Annotated in this window: 18 protein-coding genes and 1 pseudogene; 12 read left to right on the top strand and 7 right to left on the bottom strand. The window is 59.0% G+C overall.

Going from position 1 to position 18879, the window contains the following annotated elements:
• Window positions 1-31: 31 nt before the first annotated feature.
• The 3 genes from ACP7B3_RS12745 to ACP7B3_RS12735 all read right to left on the bottom strand — a co-directional run bounded on the left by ACP7B3_RS12745 (window position 32) and on the right by ACP7B3_RS12735 (window position 3574).
• Window positions 32-1156 (bottom strand): NAD(P)-dependent alcohol dehydrogenase, encoded by a 1125-nt coding sequence (locus ACP7B3_RS12745; RefSeq protein WP_369302640.1) that lies wholly within the window; start codon window positions 1154-1156, stop codon window positions 32-34.
• A gap of 19 nt (window positions 1157-1175) precedes the next feature.
• Window positions 1176-2648 (bottom strand): benzaldehyde dehydrogenase, encoded by a 1473-nt coding sequence (locus ACP7B3_RS12740; RefSeq protein ID WP_426179002.1) that lies wholly within the window; start codon window positions 2646-2648, stop codon window positions 1176-1178.
• Window positions 2649-2839: 191 nt separating this feature from the next.
• Window positions 2840-3574, bottom strand: a complete 735-nt coding sequence (locus ACP7B3_RS12735; protein ID WP_426179507.1) for a LysR family transcriptional regulator — start codon at window positions 3572-3574, stop codon at window positions 2840-2842.
• Between the two features lie 178 nt (window positions 3575-3752).
• Here ACP7B3_RS12735 and ACP7B3_RS12730 point away from each other — a divergent pair.
• The 8 genes and pseudogenes from ACP7B3_RS12730 to ACP7B3_RS12695 all read left to right on the top strand — a co-directional run.
• Window positions 3753-3996 (top strand): annotated as a pseudogene (locus ACP7B3_RS12730) (enolase C-terminal domain-like protein); the annotation flags it as partial.
• A gap of 48 nt (window positions 3997-4044) precedes the next feature.
• The gene (gene catC, locus ACP7B3_RS12725; protein WP_426179000.1) at window positions 4045-4335 is read left to right on the top strand and encodes a muconolactone Delta-isomerase; all 291 of its coding nucleotides are present in this window, start codon (window positions 4045-4047) and stop codon (window positions 4333-4335) included.
• Between the two features lie 60 nt (window positions 4336-4395).
• Complete coding sequence (gene catA / locus ACP7B3_RS12720; protein ID WP_426178998.1) at window positions 4396-5301, top strand: catechol 1,2-dioxygenase; 906 nt, start codon at window positions 4396-4398, stop codon at window positions 5299-5301.
• A gap of 94 nt (window positions 5302-5395) precedes the next feature.
• Window positions 5396-6364 carry an AraC family transcriptional regulator gene (locus ACP7B3_RS12715; RefSeq protein ID WP_416364026.1) on the top strand — a complete coding sequence of 323 codons (969 nt, stop codon included), beginning with the start codon at window positions 5396-5398 and terminating at the stop codon, window positions 6362-6364.
• A gap of 85 nt (window positions 6365-6449) precedes the next feature.
• On the top strand, window positions 6450-7826 hold the full coding sequence (locus ACP7B3_RS12710) for a Rieske 2Fe-2S domain-containing protein (RefSeq protein WP_369302636.1): 1377 nt from the start codon (window positions 6450-6452) through the stop codon (window positions 7824-7826).
• Complete coding sequence (gene benB, locus ACP7B3_RS12705; RefSeq protein ID WP_145166171.1) at window positions 7823-8311, top strand: benzoate 1,2-dioxygenase small subunit; 489 nt, start codon at window positions 7823-7825, stop codon at window positions 8309-8311. The genes ACP7B3_RS12710 and benB overlap by 4 nt, the downstream gene beginning before the upstream one ends.
• Window positions 8312-8321: 10 nt before the next feature.
• Window positions 8322-9353, top strand: a complete 1032-nt coding sequence (gene benC, locus ACP7B3_RS12700; RefSeq protein WP_426178995.1) for a benzoate 1,2-dioxygenase electron transfer component BenC — start codon at window positions 8322-8324, stop codon at window positions 9351-9353.
• Between the two features lies 1 nt (window position 9354).
• Entirely contained in the window at window positions 9355-10116 is a 762-nt protein-coding gene (locus ACP7B3_RS12695; protein WP_426178993.1) for a 1,6-dihydroxycyclohexa-2,4-diene-1-carboxylate dehydrogenase, read from the top strand.
• Between the two features lie 187 nt (window positions 10117-10303).
• Here ACP7B3_RS12695 and kdpF read toward each other — a convergent pair whose 3' ends face one another.
• From kdpF to ACP7B3_RS12680, 3 genes are all read right to left on the bottom strand, one after another.
• A complete protein-coding gene (gene kdpF / locus ACP7B3_RS12690) occupies window positions 10304-10402 on the bottom strand; it encodes a K(+)-transporting ATPase subunit F (RefSeq protein ID WP_404487491.1) in 99 nt (32 codons plus the stop codon).
• A 1146-nt stretch (window positions 10403-11548) separates the two neighbouring features.
• Complete coding sequence (locus tag ACP7B3_RS12685; protein WP_178119759.1) at window positions 11549-12712, bottom strand: catalase family protein; 1164 nt, start codon at window positions 12710-12712, stop codon at window positions 11549-11551.
• On the bottom strand, window positions 12709-14517 hold the full coding sequence (locus ACP7B3_RS12680) for a di-heme-cytochrome C peroxidase (protein WP_426178990.1): 1809 nt from the start codon (window positions 14515-14517) through the stop codon (window positions 12709-12711). The genes ACP7B3_RS12685 and ACP7B3_RS12680 overlap by 4 nt, the downstream gene beginning before the upstream one ends.
• A gap of 247 nt (window positions 14518-14764) precedes the next feature.
• Between ACP7B3_RS12680 and ACP7B3_RS12675 the strand changes: the two genes are divergently transcribed.
• The 4 genes from ACP7B3_RS12675 (at window position 14765) to ACP7B3_RS12660 (ending at window position 17087) form a co-directional block, all read left to right on the top strand.
• Window positions 14765-15505 (top strand): FKBP-type peptidyl-prolyl cis-trans isomerase, encoded by a 741-nt coding sequence (locus ACP7B3_RS12675; RefSeq protein ID WP_053255296.1) that lies wholly within the window; start codon window positions 14765-14767, stop codon window positions 15503-15505.
• A gap of 323 nt (window positions 15506-15828) precedes the next feature.
• A complete protein-coding gene (locus ACP7B3_RS12670; RefSeq protein WP_058420139.1) occupies window positions 15829-16284 on the top strand; it encodes a YkvA family protein in 456 nt (151 codons plus the stop codon).
• 96 nt (window positions 16285-16380) lie between these two features.
• Complete coding sequence (locus ACP7B3_RS12665) at window positions 16381-16719, top strand: helix-turn-helix domain-containing protein (protein ID WP_119735601.1); 339 nt, start codon at window positions 16381-16383, stop codon at window positions 16717-16719.
• The gene (locus ACP7B3_RS12660; protein WP_010565198.1) at window positions 16716-17087 is read left to right on the top strand and encodes a hypothetical protein; all 372 of its coding nucleotides are present in this window, start codon (window positions 16716-16718) and stop codon (window positions 17085-17087) included. The genes ACP7B3_RS12665 and ACP7B3_RS12660 overlap by 4 nt, the downstream gene beginning before the upstream one ends.
• Here the strand turns inward: ACP7B3_RS12660 and ACP7B3_RS12655 are convergent.
• Window positions 17084-18853, bottom strand: a complete 1770-nt coding sequence (locus ACP7B3_RS12655; protein ID WP_242193609.1) for a bifunctional diguanylate cyclase/phosphodiesterase — start codon at window positions 18851-18853, stop codon at window positions 17084-17086. The two genes, ACP7B3_RS12660 and ACP7B3_RS12655, sit on opposite strands and share 4 nt — an antisense overlap.
• Window positions 18854-18879 lie beyond the last annotated feature (26 nt).

The raw sequence follows: 18879 nt of genomic DNA, 5'->3' as shown, positions 1-18879 counted from the left end.
GCCCGGAGCATCACTGCTCCGGGTCAAAAGGTTATGGCGCGATGCGAATGATCGGCTTGAGCGTTATGCCTTTCTCGCTGTCCTCAGCGGCCTGGTTGATCTCGTCGAAGCGGTAGAATTTCACCAACTTGTCGAAGGGAAAGCGCCCCTGCAGATAGAGGTTCACCAGTTCCGGGATGAACTTCTTCGGCACGCTATCGCCTTCGACGATGCCGCGAATGGTCTTGCCGCCCAGCAGCAGATCATTGACGTCGAACTCGGCGGTGGTGCCTAGCGCGGGTGCGCCAACGACGCCGAGGCTGCCGCGACTGCCGAGCGCATCGACGGCTAGACGCAGCACCGCCGGACGCCCCGTAGACTCCAGGGCAAAATTGACACCGCCGCCTGTGATCTCGCGGATGGCCGCTACCGGGTCAGTGTCCTTGCTATTGATGACATGGGTCGCACCCAACTCCGTGGCCAAGGTCAACCGTGACGGCACCACATCCACGGCAATGATGGTGGTGGCGCCCGCGACCCGTGCAGCGAGTACTGCGCTCAGGCCCACTGCCCCCCCGCCAAACGCGGCGAAGCTGCTGCCGGGGGTGACCTTCAGCGAGTTGATTACCGCCCCGGCCCCGGTCTGGATCCCGCAACCGAGCGGGCCGAGCAATTCAAGCGGTGCTTGGCGACTGACTTTGATCGCGTTGTTTTCACGACTCAGTGCAAAGCTGGCAAACGACGATTGGGCGAAAAAGTGATCGTTCAGACGGGATCCCGCCTCATCCTGCAACGCGCTGCCGCCCTCCGGATCGCCGCCACTGAAGTTACGGCCAAAAAACTCCTGGCAGTAGGACATGTGCCCGGCACCGCAAGACAGGCATTGGCCGCAATAGCCGTAGGTGAGCACCACATGGTCGCCCACTTGCAGGCCCTGGACAAGCGGGCCCACGGCCTCGACGATGCCTGAGCCTTCGTGGCCCAGTACCGCCGGTAACGGCACGGGGTAGTACTGGTCGCGGACGATCATATCGGTGTGACACATGCCGGTGGCAACGATACGTACGAGTACTTCATCGCCCCGCGGTTCTCGAATCCGCGCATTTTCCAGCACGAAAGGCGCACCTTTACCTCGGGTAATAGCAGCAGTTATGGGGCGGTAGACTTGGGTGCTCATTATTTTTGTTCTCCTGGTTTTAAAGCGGATAAGCCGGTGCTTCACCTTTAACGGTGAGCCACTGCCATTGTGTGAATTCTTCCCAATTGGCTGGCCCGCCAATACTGGTCCCGTTGCCGGAGGCGCCCACGCCACCGAACGGATTAACCACTTCGTCGTTTACTGTCTGGTCGTTGATGTGCAGGAGGCCGACTCTAAGCTGCTCGCCTAGCTTCAGCGCACGGCCAACGTTCTGAGAAAGAATGGCGGCCGACAGTCCATACTCGGTGTCATTGGCCAATTCGATGGCCTCGGCATCAGTGTCAAACGGCACGACCACGGCCACAGGGCCGAAAATCTCTTCGTGAAACGCCGGGTTGTCGCGGGTCACACCGCTGAGTACGGTGGGTTTGAAGAACAGTCCCTCCGATGTGCCTCCTGCCGCCAGCGTCGCACCTGCCTGCACGGAGGCATTGACGACATGCAGCGCATGGTCACGTTGCTGGCGATTGATCAAAGGCCCCAGATGTACCTGTCCACTGGCGGGGTCGCCAACCACAAGGCTGTTGGCCTTGGCCACCAACTTTTCCAGCAGGCGCTCGTAAATGCCCCGTTGCACCAGCAGGCGGCCAGTCGACATGCAGATTTGCCCCTGATGCAGATAGACGCCCCAGGTGGCATTGGCCAGGGCCAGCTCCAGGTCGGCGTCGTCCAGCACAATAAGGGCGTTTTTTCCGCCCAGTTCCAAGGAGACTTTTTTCAGGTTACGGCCCGCGGCCTCACCGACCTTGCGACCGGCACCGGTGGAGCCGGTGAACTGAATCATCGCCACGTGCGGATCGCTGGTGAGCGCGGCGCCGGCTTCCGCTCCTCCTGGTAAAACGTGCAACAGGCCCATCGGAAGACCTGCCAATTCGAAGATCCGGGCGATGACAAAACCGCCGCATACCGCCGTACGTAAGTCGGGCTTTAGCACCACACCGTTGCCTGTCGCCAGGGCTGGGGCGACCGCGCGGATGGCCAAGTACAAAGGGAAGTTGAACGGCGAAATAACCCCGACCACGCCTAGCGGTCGACGGCGAGCAATGCTTAAACGCCCAGCGCTTGAGGGCAACACCTCGCCTTGGCTTCGAGACGGCATGGCCGCGCTCTCATGGAGCACCTTGATGCTAAGGCTAGTTTCAAACTCCGCCTTGGGTCGCGTGGAACCACTTTCCTGAATCAGCCATTGCACGATGGCCTCAAAATTGTCCTCTGCGGTTTTTGCAGCCCGGCGTAGTACGGCCGAGCGCTCGTCGTAGTGCAATTGGAACCATGCGCTTTGCGCGAGGCTGGCCGCCTGGGCTGATTGCGCCACTTGGCGGGCATCAGCGCAGGCCAGGCTACCGAGCGTGTGGCCCGTCGCCGGTTCCAGCACATCTGCAGAGCTGGCCGTCGTCGTCCAAGTGCCCGTGAACAGCCTGTTATTCCACAGCGCCGCAGGGAGGAAATCACTTTGTAATTCGCTGCTCATATCGAGGGTGCCCTTGTCAGACCTGATTCGTGGGTGTGTGGTCATCTGACAGCAGGGGACGTGCCAAAACGATAATTAAATCACAACTTATTGTTTTAAAAGGAAATTATTAAAATAAGTTTTACGTCTTACCGATCCACTGTTCAGAATCTGGACGCTTCGCTATGGGCAGGCGTCCATTTTCTGAACACTCAAGCCAACTCAGAAATTCCAAGCAATTCCAGGCACGCCTTCAATACGGTCGATTTATCGCCTGCCCGATAACTGACGACGATTGGGGAGCTCACGCTGGCATCCAGCAGCGGTGTGTAGCCGATGTCGTCTCGGTGCAGGCGCTGCACCGAGGCAGGCACCAGCGTGATCCCCATGCCCGCAGCCACCAACCCAATTGCAGTCTGCAGTTCGTTGGCCATTTGAGCCAAATGGATGCTTAAGCCGCGCAGGGCAAATACCCCCAGCACATGGTCGGCATAACTTGGACGGGGGCTGCCGGGATAGAGAATGAAAGGTTCAGCGGCCAATTGCTGAAGGCTCACCGGCGCGCCCAACAGCGCATGCCCGGCGGGCAATGCTGCAACCAGCGGGTCTTCGTGAACCATTTGCTGAGTAATGGACGGAGCATCGAACAGTAAGCGAGCGAAGCCGATCCCTAGCCACCGCTTGTTGCCCGATGCGACACGGCGGGTGTCCTCGCACACGCGATCGAGTTGAGCAAGCAACAAGTTGGAGTGCTCCTGAAAAAAACGCCCTGCCTCGGTCAATCGCAGGGGCCTGCTGCGGTCGAGTAACGGCACGCCAATCTCGCATTCCAGTTGCTGGATCTGCTGACTCAACGGCGGCTGGGCGATGTGCAGTTCTTCAGCCGCGCGGGTGAAATTCAGGGTGCAGGCCAGCACCCTGAAGTAACGCAAATGGCGCAGTTCTATGATACCTCCAAGGTATGGCGAGAGACTTATTCAATATTGGACGGGCCATTTAGCGGAGGTCAATCTTTGATGAAGAACAAATAGAATGCACACGGAACGCTCATGACTGCTATCACCATCGAACGCTTCGATACCCATATTGTGGTTCGCACCGCTGCTGACCGGCCAGGATGCCAGCGCCAGCGTGCGCGTCGATATCAATCAGGCCTGGAGTGAAGCGGTGGCAGTACGCGCTTGCCATTTGCTGGCCGATGCCGGGGGCGAGATTGTCGCGCCATGACCGGGCTGGCAGGGTGCGTCTGAGTGCCCATAGTCCTATTCCGTTGATGGCGGATGAGGCGATTGAGTCAGTGCCCGACAGCTTTGCCTTGGCCCAGATGGGCGCCGCCTCGATCTTTGCCCTGAAGATTGCCACGTATGGCGCGCTTTGCCCGCCGCTGATCATCTTCAAATAAACAGGAATCCACGCCATGCTTTTTCAGGTACGCATGACCGTCAAGCTACCTACCGACATGCCAGTCGAGAAGGTGAATAAGCTCAAGGCGGATGAAAAGCAATTGGCCCAGCACCTGCAACGAAAGGGCATCTGGCGCCATCTCTGGCGCATTGCTGGGCTTTACGCCAACGTCAGCATCTTCGACGTTCCGGATAATCAAGCGCTGCACGATACCCTGATGCAGTTGCCGCTTTACCCGTTCATGGAGGTCGACGTCACAGCCCTGTGCCGACACCCATCTTCGATCCACACCGACGACCGCTGAGTTCATCCAGTCAGCAACACGTAAATCGACAAAAACAATGAATTGATGAGGGTAAGCACCATGACCGTACGTATTTCCCAAACCGCTGAAGTGCAGCAATTTTTCGAAGGCGCAGCGGGCTTTGATCAACCGGCTGGCAGTCAGCGAATGAAGAACGTGGTGCATCGCGTGCTGAATGACACCATCAGGATCATCGAAGACCTACAGATCACCCCCGAAGAGTTCTGGAAGGCCGTCAATTACCTCAACGATCTTGGCAACCGTCAGGAAGCCGGGTTACTGGTCGCAGGCCTGGGGCTTGAGCATTACCTTGACCTGCTGATGGACGCCGAAGACGCGCAGGCCGGGCATGTCGGCGGCACCCCACGCACCATCGAAGGTCCGCTTTACGTGGCTGGCGCTCCCCTGTCGAAGCACTACGCGCGGCTGGACGATGGCCAGGACCCCGGCACGGTATTGTTCATGACCGGTCAGGTTCGCGGCACCGATGGCGCGCCGCTGAGCAACTCCACCGTCGACGTTTGGCACGCCAACACCGGGGGCACGTACTCATACTTCGACCCCTCGCAATCGGAGTTCAACCTGCGCCGTCGCATCCAGACTGACGCCGAAGGCCGCTACCGCTTCCAGAGCATCGTGCCGTCCGGCTACGGTTGCCCGCCAGATGGCCCGACCCAGCAATTGCTTGACCAACTGGGGCGCCATGGTCAGCGTCCGGCGCATATTCATTTCTTTATCTCGGCGCCTGGCCATCGTCACCTGACGACGCAGATCAATCTGGCTGGGGACAAATATCTGCACGACGACTTCGCCTACGCGACCCGAGACGAGCTGATCGCCGAGATTCGTTTCACCGAGGATGCCAACGGTCCGCGTGCAGATATCGAATTTGACTTTGTTTTGCAGCCGACCGCCGCGGCGGAAGATGAACGTCGGCATGAACGGGTAAGGGCATTGGAAGTCTGATCAGTCATTGCCGCCCGAGCCTGCGTAGCGTTTGCTGGCGGGGGCTTTGTGGCTTCTATCAGGCCTTGCATAAAAGAATAAGAGAGGCGCAGACATGACCGTGTTTTTGACTGAGCGCAGTCAGATTTTCGACCGCGCAGATGCCTATGCAGTGTCCGACTACGTTAACCAGCATGTGGGCAGTCACCATATTCGGCTGCCGCCCAAAGGCCACCCCCGGGCGAGCATCAGCCATCGCAACTTTTCGAGTCTGGACTTGTGTCGCATCAGTTATGGAGCCCCGGTGCAGGTCATCTCTGAGGCGCTGGAGACGATCTATCACTTGCAGATCCTACTTCACGGTCATTGTCGATCGGTGGCCTGGGGAAGGGAGCAGATTTTCCGTGCGGGCGAGGTCTTGCTGATCAATCCGGATGACCCGGTCGATCTGACCTATTCTGCCGACTGCGAGAAATTCATCGTCAAATTGCCTGTCAGGCTGCTCGAAAACGCCTGCCTGGAGCAGCACTGGGTGCTTCCCCAGCAGGGCATTCGTTTTGTTGCCGAGCGCCATCAACTCAGTGCCATGAGTGGCCTTTTACAACTGCTGGGTTTGATTTGCCACGAGGCCGAGAACACAACGCAAGGTGAGGTTCAGGCGCTGTACGAACGGATTGTCGCGAACAAACTGCTGGCGCTATTGGGCAGCAACGTTTTGCGGGTTGTCCCCCGAACTGAAGGCGGCGGCGGATTTGATCGGGTGCGACAGTTCATCGAAGAGCATCTGACCGAGGACATCAGCATCGAACAGCTCATGGTCGTGGCGCGGGTCAGCGAGCGTTCGCTGTATAAATTGTTCGAGCGTCAGGTCGGCCTGTCCCCCAGGGACTACATGCGCCAGTGCAAGCTGGAACGGGTGCATACAGAGCTGCAAATGGCAGCCGCGCGAAGCGTCACTGAAGTTGCGCTTGATTATGGTTTTCTGCATTTGGGGCGCTTCTCTGAAGCCTATCGCAAGCGTTTTGGCGAACTGCCTTCGCAGACCTGGCGGCGCCAGCGTCAGCAGGTTGCGCCAGGCGGATAGTGATTTGCAGTCATCGGATATTGTTGGGGTAGGCGAGCACGTAGGGTGAGGGGGCCTGATACAAGAATAACCGAGGGCCTACCCCATGATCAGCACTCTCGACAGACTCGCCCGTCAACTCAGCGAATCCGTTCAGGAAGATCCCGCTACCGGGGTTTTCCGTTGCCGCCGTGACATCTTCACCGACACCGAACTGTTTGCGTTGGAGATGAAGCATATTTTTGAAAGTGGTTGGGTGTACCTGGCGCATGAAAGCCAGGTGCCAGAAATCAACGACTACTTCACCACCTACATCGGTCGTCAGCCCGTCGTTGTCACTCGCGACAAGCAAGGGGCACTGCACGGGCTGGTCAACGCCTGCGCCCACCGCGGCGCTATGCTGTGCCGCCGCAAGCAGGGCAACAAGGGTTCGTTCACCTGCCCGTTCCACGGATGGACCTTCAGCAACGCCGGCAAGCTGCTCAAAGTAAAAGACGCCAAGACCGGTGCCTACCCCGACAGCTTCGATTGCGACGGCTCTCACGACCTCAAACGTCTGGGCCGTTTCGAAAACTATCGCGGCTTTTTGTTTGGCAGCCTCAACGAAGCGGTTCCGGAACTGAGTGATTACTTGGGCGAAACCCGGGTCATCATCGACCAAATGGTCGACCAGGCACCGCAGGGGCTGGAGGTCCTGCGTGGTAGCTCGTCTTATGTATACGACGGTAACTGGAAGCTGCAGATCGAAAACGGTGCAGACGGTTATCACGTCAGCTCAGTGCACTGGAATTACTCGGCAACCATGGGGCGGCGTAATTATGAGGCCCAAGGCACGCGTGCCGTCGATGCCAATGGCTGGTCGAAAAGTCTTGGTGGCGTGTATGCGTTCGAGCATGGCCACATCCTGCTGTGGACCCGCCTGCTTAACCCCGAAGTCCGACCGGTGCATGCCCATCGTGCAGCGCTCGCCGAGCGCCTCGGGCAAGAACGTGCGGATTTCATTGTCGATCAGACCCGCAATCTTTGCCTGTACCCCAATGTTTACCTGATGGATCAGTTCTCCACGCAGATCCGTGTGGTGCGGCCAATCGCTGTAGATAAGACTGAAGTGACGATCTACTGCATGGCGCCCAAGGGCGAGAGCGCTCAGGAGCGCACAACCAGAATTCGCCAGTACGAAGATTTTTTCAACGTCAGTGGCATGGGCACGCCCGATGATCTCGAGGAATTTCGTGCGTGTCAGACCGGCTATCAAGGCGCGACGACCCTGTGGAACGACCTCAGTCGCGGTGCCAAGCAATGGATTGAAGGCGCTGACGACAATGCCCTGGCCATGGGCATGAACCCTCAGCTCAGCGGCGTGAAAACTGAGGACGAAGGCTTATTTGTGCGTCAGCACGCGTACTGGGTGACCAGCCTGCAACGAGCGATCGAACTGGAAAAACAGGGCCTGATTGCGACTGACAAGGAGGCACTGTCATGAGCATTTCCCGTGAGAGCCTGCTGGCTTTTCTCTACCGCGAAGCGCGTTTGCTGGATGACCGCCAGTGGGACGAATGGCTGGAATGCTACTCGCCAAAGGCCGAGTTCTGGATGCCTGCGTGGGACGATCACGATACGCTAACGGAGGACCCGCAGAGCGAAATCTCGTTGATTTATTACCCCAGCCGCGACGGCCTGGAAGACCGGGTGTTTCGCATCAAGACCGAACGTTCCAGTGCCAGCACCCCAGAGCCGCGCACTGCACATTTCATCACCAACCTCGAAGTGCTCGCCGAAGACGCCGGGCATGTGGAACTGCGCTTTAACTGGCAAACCCTCAGCCATCGCTACAAGACCACGGATACGTATTTCGGCACCTCGTTCTATCACCTGGATATCAGTGCGCAACAGCCGCTGATCACGCGCAAGAAGGTGGTACTGAAAAACGATTACATCCATCAGGTCATCGACATCTATCACGTCTGAGGACAGACCCATGAAGTATTCCATAGCGCTCAATTTTGAGGACGGGGTGACCCGTTTCATCGACTGCAACGTAGGTGAAAAGGTGCTGGACGCGGCCTTTCGGCAGCGCATCAATCTGCCCATGGACTGCTCGGACGGGGTTTGCGGCACCTGCAAATGCCGGTGCGAGACCGGCGCCTATGACCTAGGTGACGACTACATCGAGGACGCGCTGAGTGAGGATGAAGCGCAAGAGCGGCAAGTGTTGACCTGCCAGATGGTGCCTCAATCAGACTGCGTTCTCGCCGTGCCGGTCCCTTCCAGCACGTGCAAGACCGGCACCGGCCGTTTCTCTGCCAGTATCACCCGCATTACTCGCCATGCCGATGCAGCGCTGGAAGTCAGTTTTGAACTGGATCAGGCGCCGGTTTTCCTACCCGGCCAATATGTCAACATTGACGTGCCGGGCAGTGGACAGACGCGCTCGTATTCATTCAGCAGTCGCCCGGGAGAAAAACACGCGAGCTTTCTGATCAAGCAAGTGCCCAACGGGCTGATGAGTAGCTGGCTGGAGCGCGCTCGGGAATCCGAGGAAGTCTCAATGACTGGACCATTGGGTAGTTTCTATCTTCGTGAGGTCACTCGACCGCTGCTGTTCCTGGCCGGCGGAACCGGGCTTGCGCCGTTTCTGTCAATGCTCGAAGTGCTCGCCGAACGTGATGAAACTCAGAAGGTATCGCTGATCTATGGCGTGACCCGGGATCAGGATCTGGTGATGGTCGAGGCCCTGAAAGCTCTCACTGAGCGCTTGCCCAATTTCAGCTTCGTCACCTGCGTTGCCGACCCTCAGACCTTCCATCCTCAGCAAGGCTATGTCACCCAGCACATGACCGCTGACATGCTCAACGGTGGCAACGTTGACGCGTATCTCTGCGGACCACCACCGATGGTCGACGCGGTGCGACAGTACTTCAAAGATCAGGGCGTCGTCCCAGCCAACTTCCATTATGAGAAGTTTACGCCCAATGCAATTGTTAGCGGCGACGCCGACCGAGGGCAGTGAAATGAACCCACGTTTCAAAGCAAAAGTTGCGCTAGTGACCGGCGCAGCCCAGGGCATTGGTCGGCGTGTCGCCGAGCGTTTGTTGGAGGAGGGCGCGTTCCTGGTCGCCGTCGACCGTTCTGAACTCGTTCATGAATTGCAGCATGACCGTGCGCTGACCTTGACCGCTGACCTGGAGCGGCACGCAGAATGCGCGCAGGTGATGGCCACGACCAAAGCGCGTTTTGGGCGCATTGATATCCTGATCAACAACGTCGGCGGAACGATCTGGGCCAAACCCTTCGAGCACTACGCCGAGAATGAAATCGAATCCGAAGTGCGCCGCTCTCTGTTCCCCACGTTGTGGTGCTGCCACAGCGCGCTGCCCTACATGCTCGAACAGGGCACCGGCGCCATCGTCAATGTCTCATCGATCGCCACACGGGGCGTGAATCGGGTGCCGTATGGCGCAGCCAAGGGCGGCGTTAACGCACTGACTGCCTGCCTGGCGCTGGAAACTGCCGGCAGTGGCATCCGCGTCAATGCTACCGCGCCAGGCGGAACTGAGGCTCCACCGCGCCGTATCCCGCGTAACAACCAACCGCAAAGCGAACAGGAGCGGATCTGGTACCAGCAAATCGTCAATCAAACCATCGACAGCAGTTTGATGAAGCGCTACGGGACCATTGATGAGCAAGCGGGCGCAATTCTTTTCCTGGCCTCGGACGAGGCTTCCTACATTACGGGCGTGACGTTGCCGGTGGGAGGCGGCGACCTAGGCTGACTCAGCGGTAACATCTGCGGATCTCAGATATACAACAAAAATAATGAGACTAACGCCATGAAAACTTATCTACGTACCTGGTTTTGCCGTAATTAAACTTTGCTATGGTTTTTTGGTGTTGTTCTATGCGCGTCACAGGATGTATTTGCTAATAATGGCGTGATGTTGCCCGGCTACGGTTCACTCCCTAGAAGTTTTCAGCGCGGATGAGGGCGTAGCCCAGGTAAGCGAACAGGCCCACGGCACATAAGCCGCTGACGACATAAATGAAGGTCAGTGTGAGCACGGTGTAACTCCCCTTGTTGAAGAAGCGGGGGAGGTTATGCGCTTGGGTATCAAGCCCGGGCACTGATTACGAGGGGCGGTATTAAGACGGTATATAGATGGGTTTTGGCTGGACGAACGAAAACAAGGGATAGCCCGGGGGTGGGGTATCCCTTGAAAAACTGGGGTTCTGCTGATTTCAGGGATCAGCTTATTTGGCTTTCTTTTTCTTTTCGCCGCGGGTGGCGAGGTGCTCGAAGCAAAACGCGGCGGTGCCGAAGAGCGCAATCATTGACAGGACGACCATGCCTAAAGTTGAACTTTCCACGATGACTTCCTACGGGTTTTGGGGGTAGGAATTGACGGTAGAGGGTGGGGGGGTAGTTGCTCAATAGGGACGACGAAATCGTTATGGGGAAGTTGGGATTTATACGGGTTCTTTACGGGCCGGGGGGGGAGGGTACATATCCGTTGCTGCGGTAACGGCGGCTGGCGGTTCCGCTCTTACAGCGGGTCACTTTTGGCAAACGCCCGGGATGCCGGCCCAGCCAAAAGTAACCAAAAGGTCTTTGCCCCACCACTCGGTGCCTCGCTTCGGCCAGCGTGGTTGACGGGGCCTGTCAGATCACAAGCAAGATCAAAAGCAAAAGCACGGCGGCCTGGTAGCCGACCTGAGTGGTAGAAGCAAAAGCACAGCAACACACTTCTACCTGATGCACAGAGCTCCAAATGTGGGAGCGGGCTTGCTCGCGAATGCTGTGTGTCAGTCAGCTCATGTGTAACTGACCCACCGCCTTCGCGAGCAAGCCCGCTCCCACAATTTCACCGAGTGCAGCCCGCCAGCACCGCACTGCTTTTGCTTTTCTGTGGGAGCTGGCTTGCCTGCGATGCAGACACCTCGGTGTATCAGGCACAACCAGTTGATGCCTTCGCAGGCAAGCCAGCTCCCACATTTGATGAGTTCAGCTTTCAAGATCAGGTCGGCTGTCAGGCCGCCTCGGCTCAGCTTCTACCACTCAGGTCGGCTACCAGGCCGCCGTGCTCTGCTTTTGATCTCAGGCACACCGAAGCCTAAGCGAGGTGCCGAGTGGTGGGGCAAGAGCCCTTCGGTCACTTTGGGGCTTTTCCAACGTGACCCGCCGTAAGGGCGCAACCCATACCCGACACCTCACAAATTACGACTATGCCGATAGTCGCTCACAGCCTCATACACCGCCTTACGCAACCGATTAATCCCTCCAATCGGCCGGTGCGCCTCCAGCCCAAACCACGGATTAAACGACTGGTTGTCACAAGCAAGATTCAACGCCGGGGTATCAAAATCCTGCGCCTCAACCCGCACGGTCGCCACGGTCTCATACGGCGCATCGCTCTCCTTCCATTCAATGCTGGTGTCTTCAATCGGCATGAATTTCTGTGGATTCTGCCGCTGAACCTGCAACACAAAACACGCCGGCACACGGTCGGTCGACAGCTGCTGGCTCAAGGCACTGCGCAGAAAGTTCGGCAGGTCCTGGTTCTGCTTGGGCAATACATACTCAGGGCAACTGAGCGGGTCAGGCGCTACGCGAAACTTGGCATTGGCTGCGCCGAACTTGTAGGGCGACACCGAAAAGTAAGTCGTCTGCGTCGGGCTGGCCGGGGCAGGCGACAGTGTGGCCAGCGCGATAAACAAATGGCGCACCTGCCAGCTGCGCGGGTCTGCCTTGGGAAAGAACGCCAGGACCTTCTTGCCGTCGGCCTGGGCGCCGATGTTTTGCGCGTACTCCGCCACATCGCTGACAAAGAAATTCGGATGGCTGAACATCACGAAATCCTGTTCGGTGCGCGCCTGCTGATCCGCCATCAACTGTTTGCCCGGAACATCCAGCAACTTGATCGCCATGCCCCGCGCATCGCGGATGCTGTCGAATTGCGGATAAGCATTGCCATTGGACAGGCGCATCAGTGCCTGCCAGGTTTTGCCCGGCTCGGCGAACACGCCTTGGCGCAATGCCGGGTCAAGATCCGCCACTACGCTGACTTGCGCCTTCACGCAGCCGTGAGCCTTGGCATGCGCATCGCGCAGGTAGCGCGTGCCTTCGCGGTGTTGATCGACGATGCGCACGGCCGTCTGAATGATGCCCTGGGTCATGGCCGCTTCACCGGGCGGGATCTGCTCGTCCGGCGACACCGGGCCGCTGTGCTGCCAGGCGAACCAGGCGGCAGCGATCAACCAGCCCAGCAGCCCCAGGCCCACCAGCCATAACAGGGTTTTACCCAGAAACGCGCCGAGGCGCAGCCACAGACGCGCGAGCATCGAAGATTCCTTGTAGTCAGATCGGATATTCATGGCAACTGTTGCTCCAGCGGGCCGCCCAGTACTTTGAGGTATTCCAGCAGCGCCCAGCGTTCCTGCGGTTGCAGGCCGCGGCCGATCACGCCATTGCCACGTTGGCCGGCGCGAAACTCGTGGCCGCTGTTGTGATTGCCGGTGATCTTGGTATCGAACAGGAAGCCATTCTTGAACGCCTGCGTTTCAAAGCCCAGGTGGCGCGGGTCGTAGGCGAACGTGCCTTTATAGAAAGTGGTGCTGCGCTCGTCCTGAGGCGAGAGCAATTGGTAGATCGTCGGCACCGAGCCGTTATGCAGGAAGGGCGGCGTGGCCCATACGCCGGCCAGTGGCCGCGCTTTGTAGGCGCGCACCTCGCGCACACCGATAGGCAGGCCGAAACCGTCCAGGCCTGGCCGCTCGGCCGGGGTCACGCCGGCGGCGCGGTAGGCGTGGTCTTCGACAAAGGCGGTGACGTAGGCCAGGCCTTGCGCCACCGACATATTGTGCAGGTCCAGCGGCGCGGTTGGCGTGGGGTGCAGTTCGACGTTGAGCTTGGCCAGTTCCGCCGGGTCCCATTGCAGCGCGCTGAGGTCGTAGCGCTGGTCGGCGATGTTGCTGGCGGTGCCGGGGTCGGTGCCGATGTATTCAACGGGGAGCATTTTCAACTGCTGCACCGGGCGGCCATTGACCTGGCTGACGGCGGGCACATGGCAACCGGCGCAGTTCTCGGCGAACAACGCGCGGCCCTGGGCGGCGAGGGGTTTGTCGATGGCGCCGAACAAGTCTTCCGGCCAGGTGGGCGGCTTGAGGCGTTGCAGGGTTTCTTCGATCAGGTTGAGGTCACGCACGCGCACGCTGGAAGGGTAGCGCGCTTCGCCTTGAAGGGGCTGGCCGGCGCTGTCGAAGAAGTCCAGCGTCGCACCGACGCCGAGGGCTTCGCCGATGTTGCGCGCCATGGGTTGCTGGGCCGAACCGTTCCATTGCACCCAGTCGAAGGTCCAGATATCCCACAGGTGGGGGTAGTCCACCGGGGCATTGGCAACGCGGTAATTGTCCGGCGAGATAGCGTCGCCAAAGCTGGCGTTGGCGATGCGGCCAAACGCGTCGGTACGGCCCGGGCCTTCTTCGGTGGGGTAGAGGCCGCGGTGGGTGTCATTCCAGGCGACTTTGAGGAACTGGTTGAGTGACCGTTTGAACTCCTGACGCAGCTGGCCATGTTCGGCGTCGTATCGTTCCCCCAGCACTTGGCGGGCAAAGCGCTCGAATTTCCACGGGTTGTAATAGGTGGCGGCCAGGCTGGCCACCAGTGCCTGGCCGAAGCTGCCGCCGCGCAAGGTGGGGACGCTGGAGGGCAGCACGTGCTGGGCCGAGCCGCCATCAATGCGCAGAGCCTGGCCTTTGAAGTGCAGCTCGCCGGTGTGGCAGGCGGCGCAGGTGATATCCAGGTATTCAACTGTGCTGCCGGCATTCTGATGGCGGGCAAAACCGACTGGCAGATTGCCGGGGTTCTGCGCGGTGGCGACCTGCTTGGGGTCTACCAGAAAACCAAAGCGCGCCAGGTACTCGGGCGTGGCAAAACGCTGTTCGGAGAACGGCAGCTCCAGGGCGGTGAACCAGTCGTAGTGCAGGCCCTTTACCTGGGTGCCCTGAGGCGTGAAGTAGTAGGTCTGGCGATCGGCCGCACTCCATTGATCCTGGTAGCGCACCTGCTGCACGGGCACGTAGTCGGGCAGCTTGGGGTTGATGGTGCAATAGAGCACGACGGCCAGCAGCAGGCCGAGTGCGAGCAATATCAGAAGCAAAACACGGGAAAAAATGCGCAAGATAACTATCCTTGTCGAGTTGTCGCGTTGTTATGCCACTACGCCATAGGTGCGGCAAGTGGCCATGAGCCTGGTTGCAGGTAGTCCCGCGATCCGTCGCGGGCCTCCATCATGAATGAAAATGCTTTTAAACACGTGAACTTATCGGAAGTTTCCTGCTCACATGCCGGTAGCCATTGGTCGTGGCCGCCTGATAAGCTCGCGACTTTACTCGAATGCCCTTTTGGCGCACGAACAAGGAAATAGCATGAAACAGCATCGGTTGGCGGCGGCGGTGGCCCTGGTTAGCCTGGTACTTGCGGGTTGTGATTCGCAGACCAGCGTAGAGCTGAAAACCCCGGCGCAGAAAGCTTCCTACGGTATCGGTCTGAACATGGGCAAAAGTCTTGCCCAGGAAGGCATGGATGACCTGGACTCCAAAGCGGTAGCCCAAGGCATCGAAGATGCCGTCGGCAAGAAAGAACAGAAGCTGAAAGACGACGAACTGGTTGAAGCGTTTGCCGCACTGCAAAAGCGTGCAGAAGAACGTATGACCAAAATGAGCGAAGAGTCGGCAGCCGCCGGCAAGAAATTCCTCGAAGAAAACGCCAAGAAAGACGGCGTAGTGACCACTGCTTCCGGTCTGCAGTACAAGATCGTGAAGAAGGCCGACGGCGCTCAGCCTAAGCCGACCGACGTGGTGACTGTGCACTACACCGGCAAGCTCACCAACGGCACGACCTTTGACAGCTCCGTTGATCGCGGTAGCCCGATTGACCTGCCGGTCAGCGGCGTGATCCCGGGTTGGGTCGAAGGCCTGCAACTGATGCACGTTGGCGAGAAGGTCGAGTTGTACATCCCGTCTGACCTGGCCTACGGCGCTCAGAGCCCGAGCCCGGCGATTCCAGCCAACTCCGTGCTGGTATTTGACCTGGAACTGCTGGGCATCAAGGACCCAGCCAAGGCTGAAGCCCCTGACGCACCTGCTGCTCCAGCCGCCAAGAAGTAATCGGCGCCTGAACAGACAACGCCCCGTTTCGACGGGGCGTTGTCGTATCTGCGGCCCGGCAAATCCGCGTGATTCACACCCGACGTAAATTCAAACGAACCCCCGCAAACTGAAACAGTCTGATATAAGACTCGAGCACGGGTAGCCGCACATCAACGCCAAGTCAATGAAATCTTGGGTTTTTTTTATGTGCGCAAAAAACGCCCGATCTGACTGCAAGCCTTGTAGTCCGTGGCTTTCAGCCGATAAAACAGGCTCTGTTCACAAGGTTATCCACAATTTGTGTGGATAACCTTTTATGTCGCCTGGAACTGGAGTGACAGATGAAACCACCGTTCAATTTCACCCGTTTTTTGCCCATGGCCGCGCGTCTGCTTGGCCGTGGGCGTTTGCCAACCCTGCTGTTTGCCGTCGCCGCAAAAGGCTCAAGTCAGGGCAACCGCCTGGGTAAGCTCAAGGATGATCTCAAATTGCTTCAGGCCCTGTGCCTGGCCTACTGGCGCGGCGAATACCGGGCAATCAGCCCCAAGGCGCTGATTTCGGTGGTGGCGGGCTTGATGTACTTCCTCAGTCCGATTGACGCGATCCCGGACTTTATCCCGGTATTTGGCATGCTCGATGACATCGCGGTGCTGGCATGGGTCATGAAGACCCTGGACGGCGAACTGAGCGCCTTTCGCGCCTGGCGTGACGCCCAGCGCCCGGAAAAGCTCGCAGTGGTTGAGCGCCTGCCTGCGACGCCTGCGCTGCTGGCTGAGGAAAACCCGCAAAAAAACTGATCACACGGCTATCCCCCTGCGACCTTTGTGGCTGTTAGGATTACACTCCTAAGGAAAGAGCTTACTTAGTAAGTGTTGTTATCCTACGGGGCAGTCATGGATATTCAGATAATTTCACGCAATGGCGAACCCGAGTACGCGGTGTTGCCATGGGACCAGTACCAGGCGCTACTAAAAGCCGCCGGTCAGCAACAACCAGCACTCCCTCCTTCTTCTGACGCTCAGGTCGCTCCCGATCAGGCTTTGCGCCCGCTCGCGGACCTGCGCGGCCTGCGTGAAACCCGGGGACTGGCCATCGAAACCCTGGCCCGCACCGTGGGTATCAGCCCCTCGTATCTCGGATTGATTGAAAGTGGTGAACGCCAGCCGGATGCCGCCATTCGCCGCAGCCTGGCCTGGGAATTGGGCGTTGCAGGTTGGAGGGATGAATCTTGAGCCTACGTATCAGCCGTCAACACTGGGATGGACTACTCAACGAACTGGATCAGGCGCGCCGCCAGCGCCACCTGCTGACCTACCGCGCGCTGCTGGAGCGTCTGCAATTTCCCACGCCGGCCATGCAGACCCTGGCCGCCGCCCTGGAGCACCTGGCCGCGCTGGACGCCAAGGCTGAGCAGCCGTTGCGCAGCTCACTGGTGATCAGCCAGGGTGCCAGCCGCCTGCCGCGTACCGGTTTCTTCGAATGCGTGGAGCGCCTGGGGCGTTTCAGCGGGCCGTCCGATGGCGTGGCCGCCGCCTCCTGGCACGCCTCGGAAGTGGTGCGCGTGTTCGAATACGATTACCCGGAATCTGCCGAGGCTTAAAGCGCCTGGGCCAGCATGTCCATGCTGTCGATCACATGAATGCTGTAGCCCGCCACATCCTTGGCGTGGTGCTTGGCCTGCGAGGCCAGCTCCGCCAACTGGCTGGCATCGAGTTGCCCACAGGCCTGTGGATATAAGTGAACCACGCCGATCGACAGCGACAGCAAGGCGAATTCCTGACGCGCGCCCTGGCGGTTCAATGCCACAAAGCAGCCGGCGTCGAGGTGTTCAGCGCGGTAGAAGCGTCGGCACTGGGTGTGAAAATCATCCAGCAACTGGTTGAGACGCTTGCGCCAATCCTGTGGGCCCAGCACCAGCAAAAAATCATCGCCGCCGATATGCCCGACAAAGTCGCGGCTGGGGTCAACCCGGTCGTTGAGGCATTGCGCCAGGCAGAGCAAGACCTCATCCCCGCGCCCGTAGCCGTAGATATCGTTGAACGGCTTGAAGCTGTCGATATCCACGTAGCAGATCACTGACTCTCTTTGTTGCTGCAACAGCCGCGTCAGGCATTGCTGGATCGGCACGTTGCCCGGCAGCAGCGTCAGCGGGTTGGCGTAACGCGCCTGCTGGATCTTCAGCTCGGTGATCAGCTTGAGCACATCGATCACCCGCCCCAGGCCCAGGTAATCGCCATTGAGCGTGATGATGAAATCCTCTTCAATCCGTTGCCGTGCGCGGCTGGTCAGCAGGCGGCTGACTTGCTGCAGCGATTGGCTCAACTCAACCGCCAAAAAGTCATCGCTCATCAAACGGCTGATGGGCTTGCGTGCGAACAGATCGGTGGCGAAGGGCTTGAGCAGTGCGTCCGATAACGAATGCCGGTGCACGATGCCGACCGGGTGGCCACGCCCGTCCAGTACCGCCAGCGAATTGAGATTGGCCTGACGGCGGAACGACTCCAGCACCTGGGCGGTGGCCGTGTCCTGATCCACCGCCGGTTGCTCGTTCAGCAGGGCACTGAGGTCGCTGCCTTCTTCGCTCAGGGCGAGGTTGGCGTTGTCCTGCTTGGGCAGCATCAGGCGTGCTTCCTGGGGCGGCTGTTCCTGCGGGCGGCAGAGCAGGTAGCCCTGGACCAGGTCCACGCCCATCTCGGTCAACACCGCCAATTCTTCGGGTAACTCAATACCTTCGGCAATGACCTGTGCCCGCGACGCCCTGGCGATTTGCAGGATGGAGCCGACGAACTCACGCTTGAGCGCGTCCTGATGGATGCCGTCGATAAAATGCCGGTCAATCTTCACGTAGTCCGGGCGCAGCTCCGACCACAACCGCAGGCTGGAATAGCCGGCGCCCAGGTCATCCAGGGCGATGGCGAAGCCCATGTCGCGGTAATGGTGCAGTGCGGTTTGCAGCAGATCGAAGTCGTCGGTAGGGGTCTGCTCGGTGAGTTCGATCACCACTTGGCTTGGGGGAATGCCGACGTCGCGCAGCAGTTGCAAGGTGCGCCCCGGTTGATGCGCGGTCTCCATCAAGGATTCCGGCGAGATATTCAGGAACAGCTTGCCTGGCAGTTTCTGTTCGCTGAACCGTCGACACGCGCTTTCGCGGCAGGCCATCTCCAGTTCACTGAGGCGCCCGATATGCCTGGCCACGGAAAACAGCGCGACCGGGGAGTGCAATGGGCTATTGGAGGGGCCACGGCTGAGGGCTTCGTAGCCGAGGATGCGCCGTTCGGACAGGCAAATGATCGGTTGGAACAGGCTGTGCAAACTGCCTTGAGCCAGGATAGAGCCCAATGCATTCAGCTGTTCGGTCATGGTCATGGCGATCTCGATCGAAAAAAAAGGAC

Source organism: Pseudomonas sp. TWRC1-2, from assembly GCF_049896685.1.
Classification (GTDB): Bacteria; Pseudomonadota; Gammaproteobacteria; order Pseudomonadales; family Pseudomonadaceae; genus Aquipseudomonas.
Note: the sequence above shows the minus strand (reverse complement) of the source record. Positions and strands in the feature narration are given on the sequence as shown.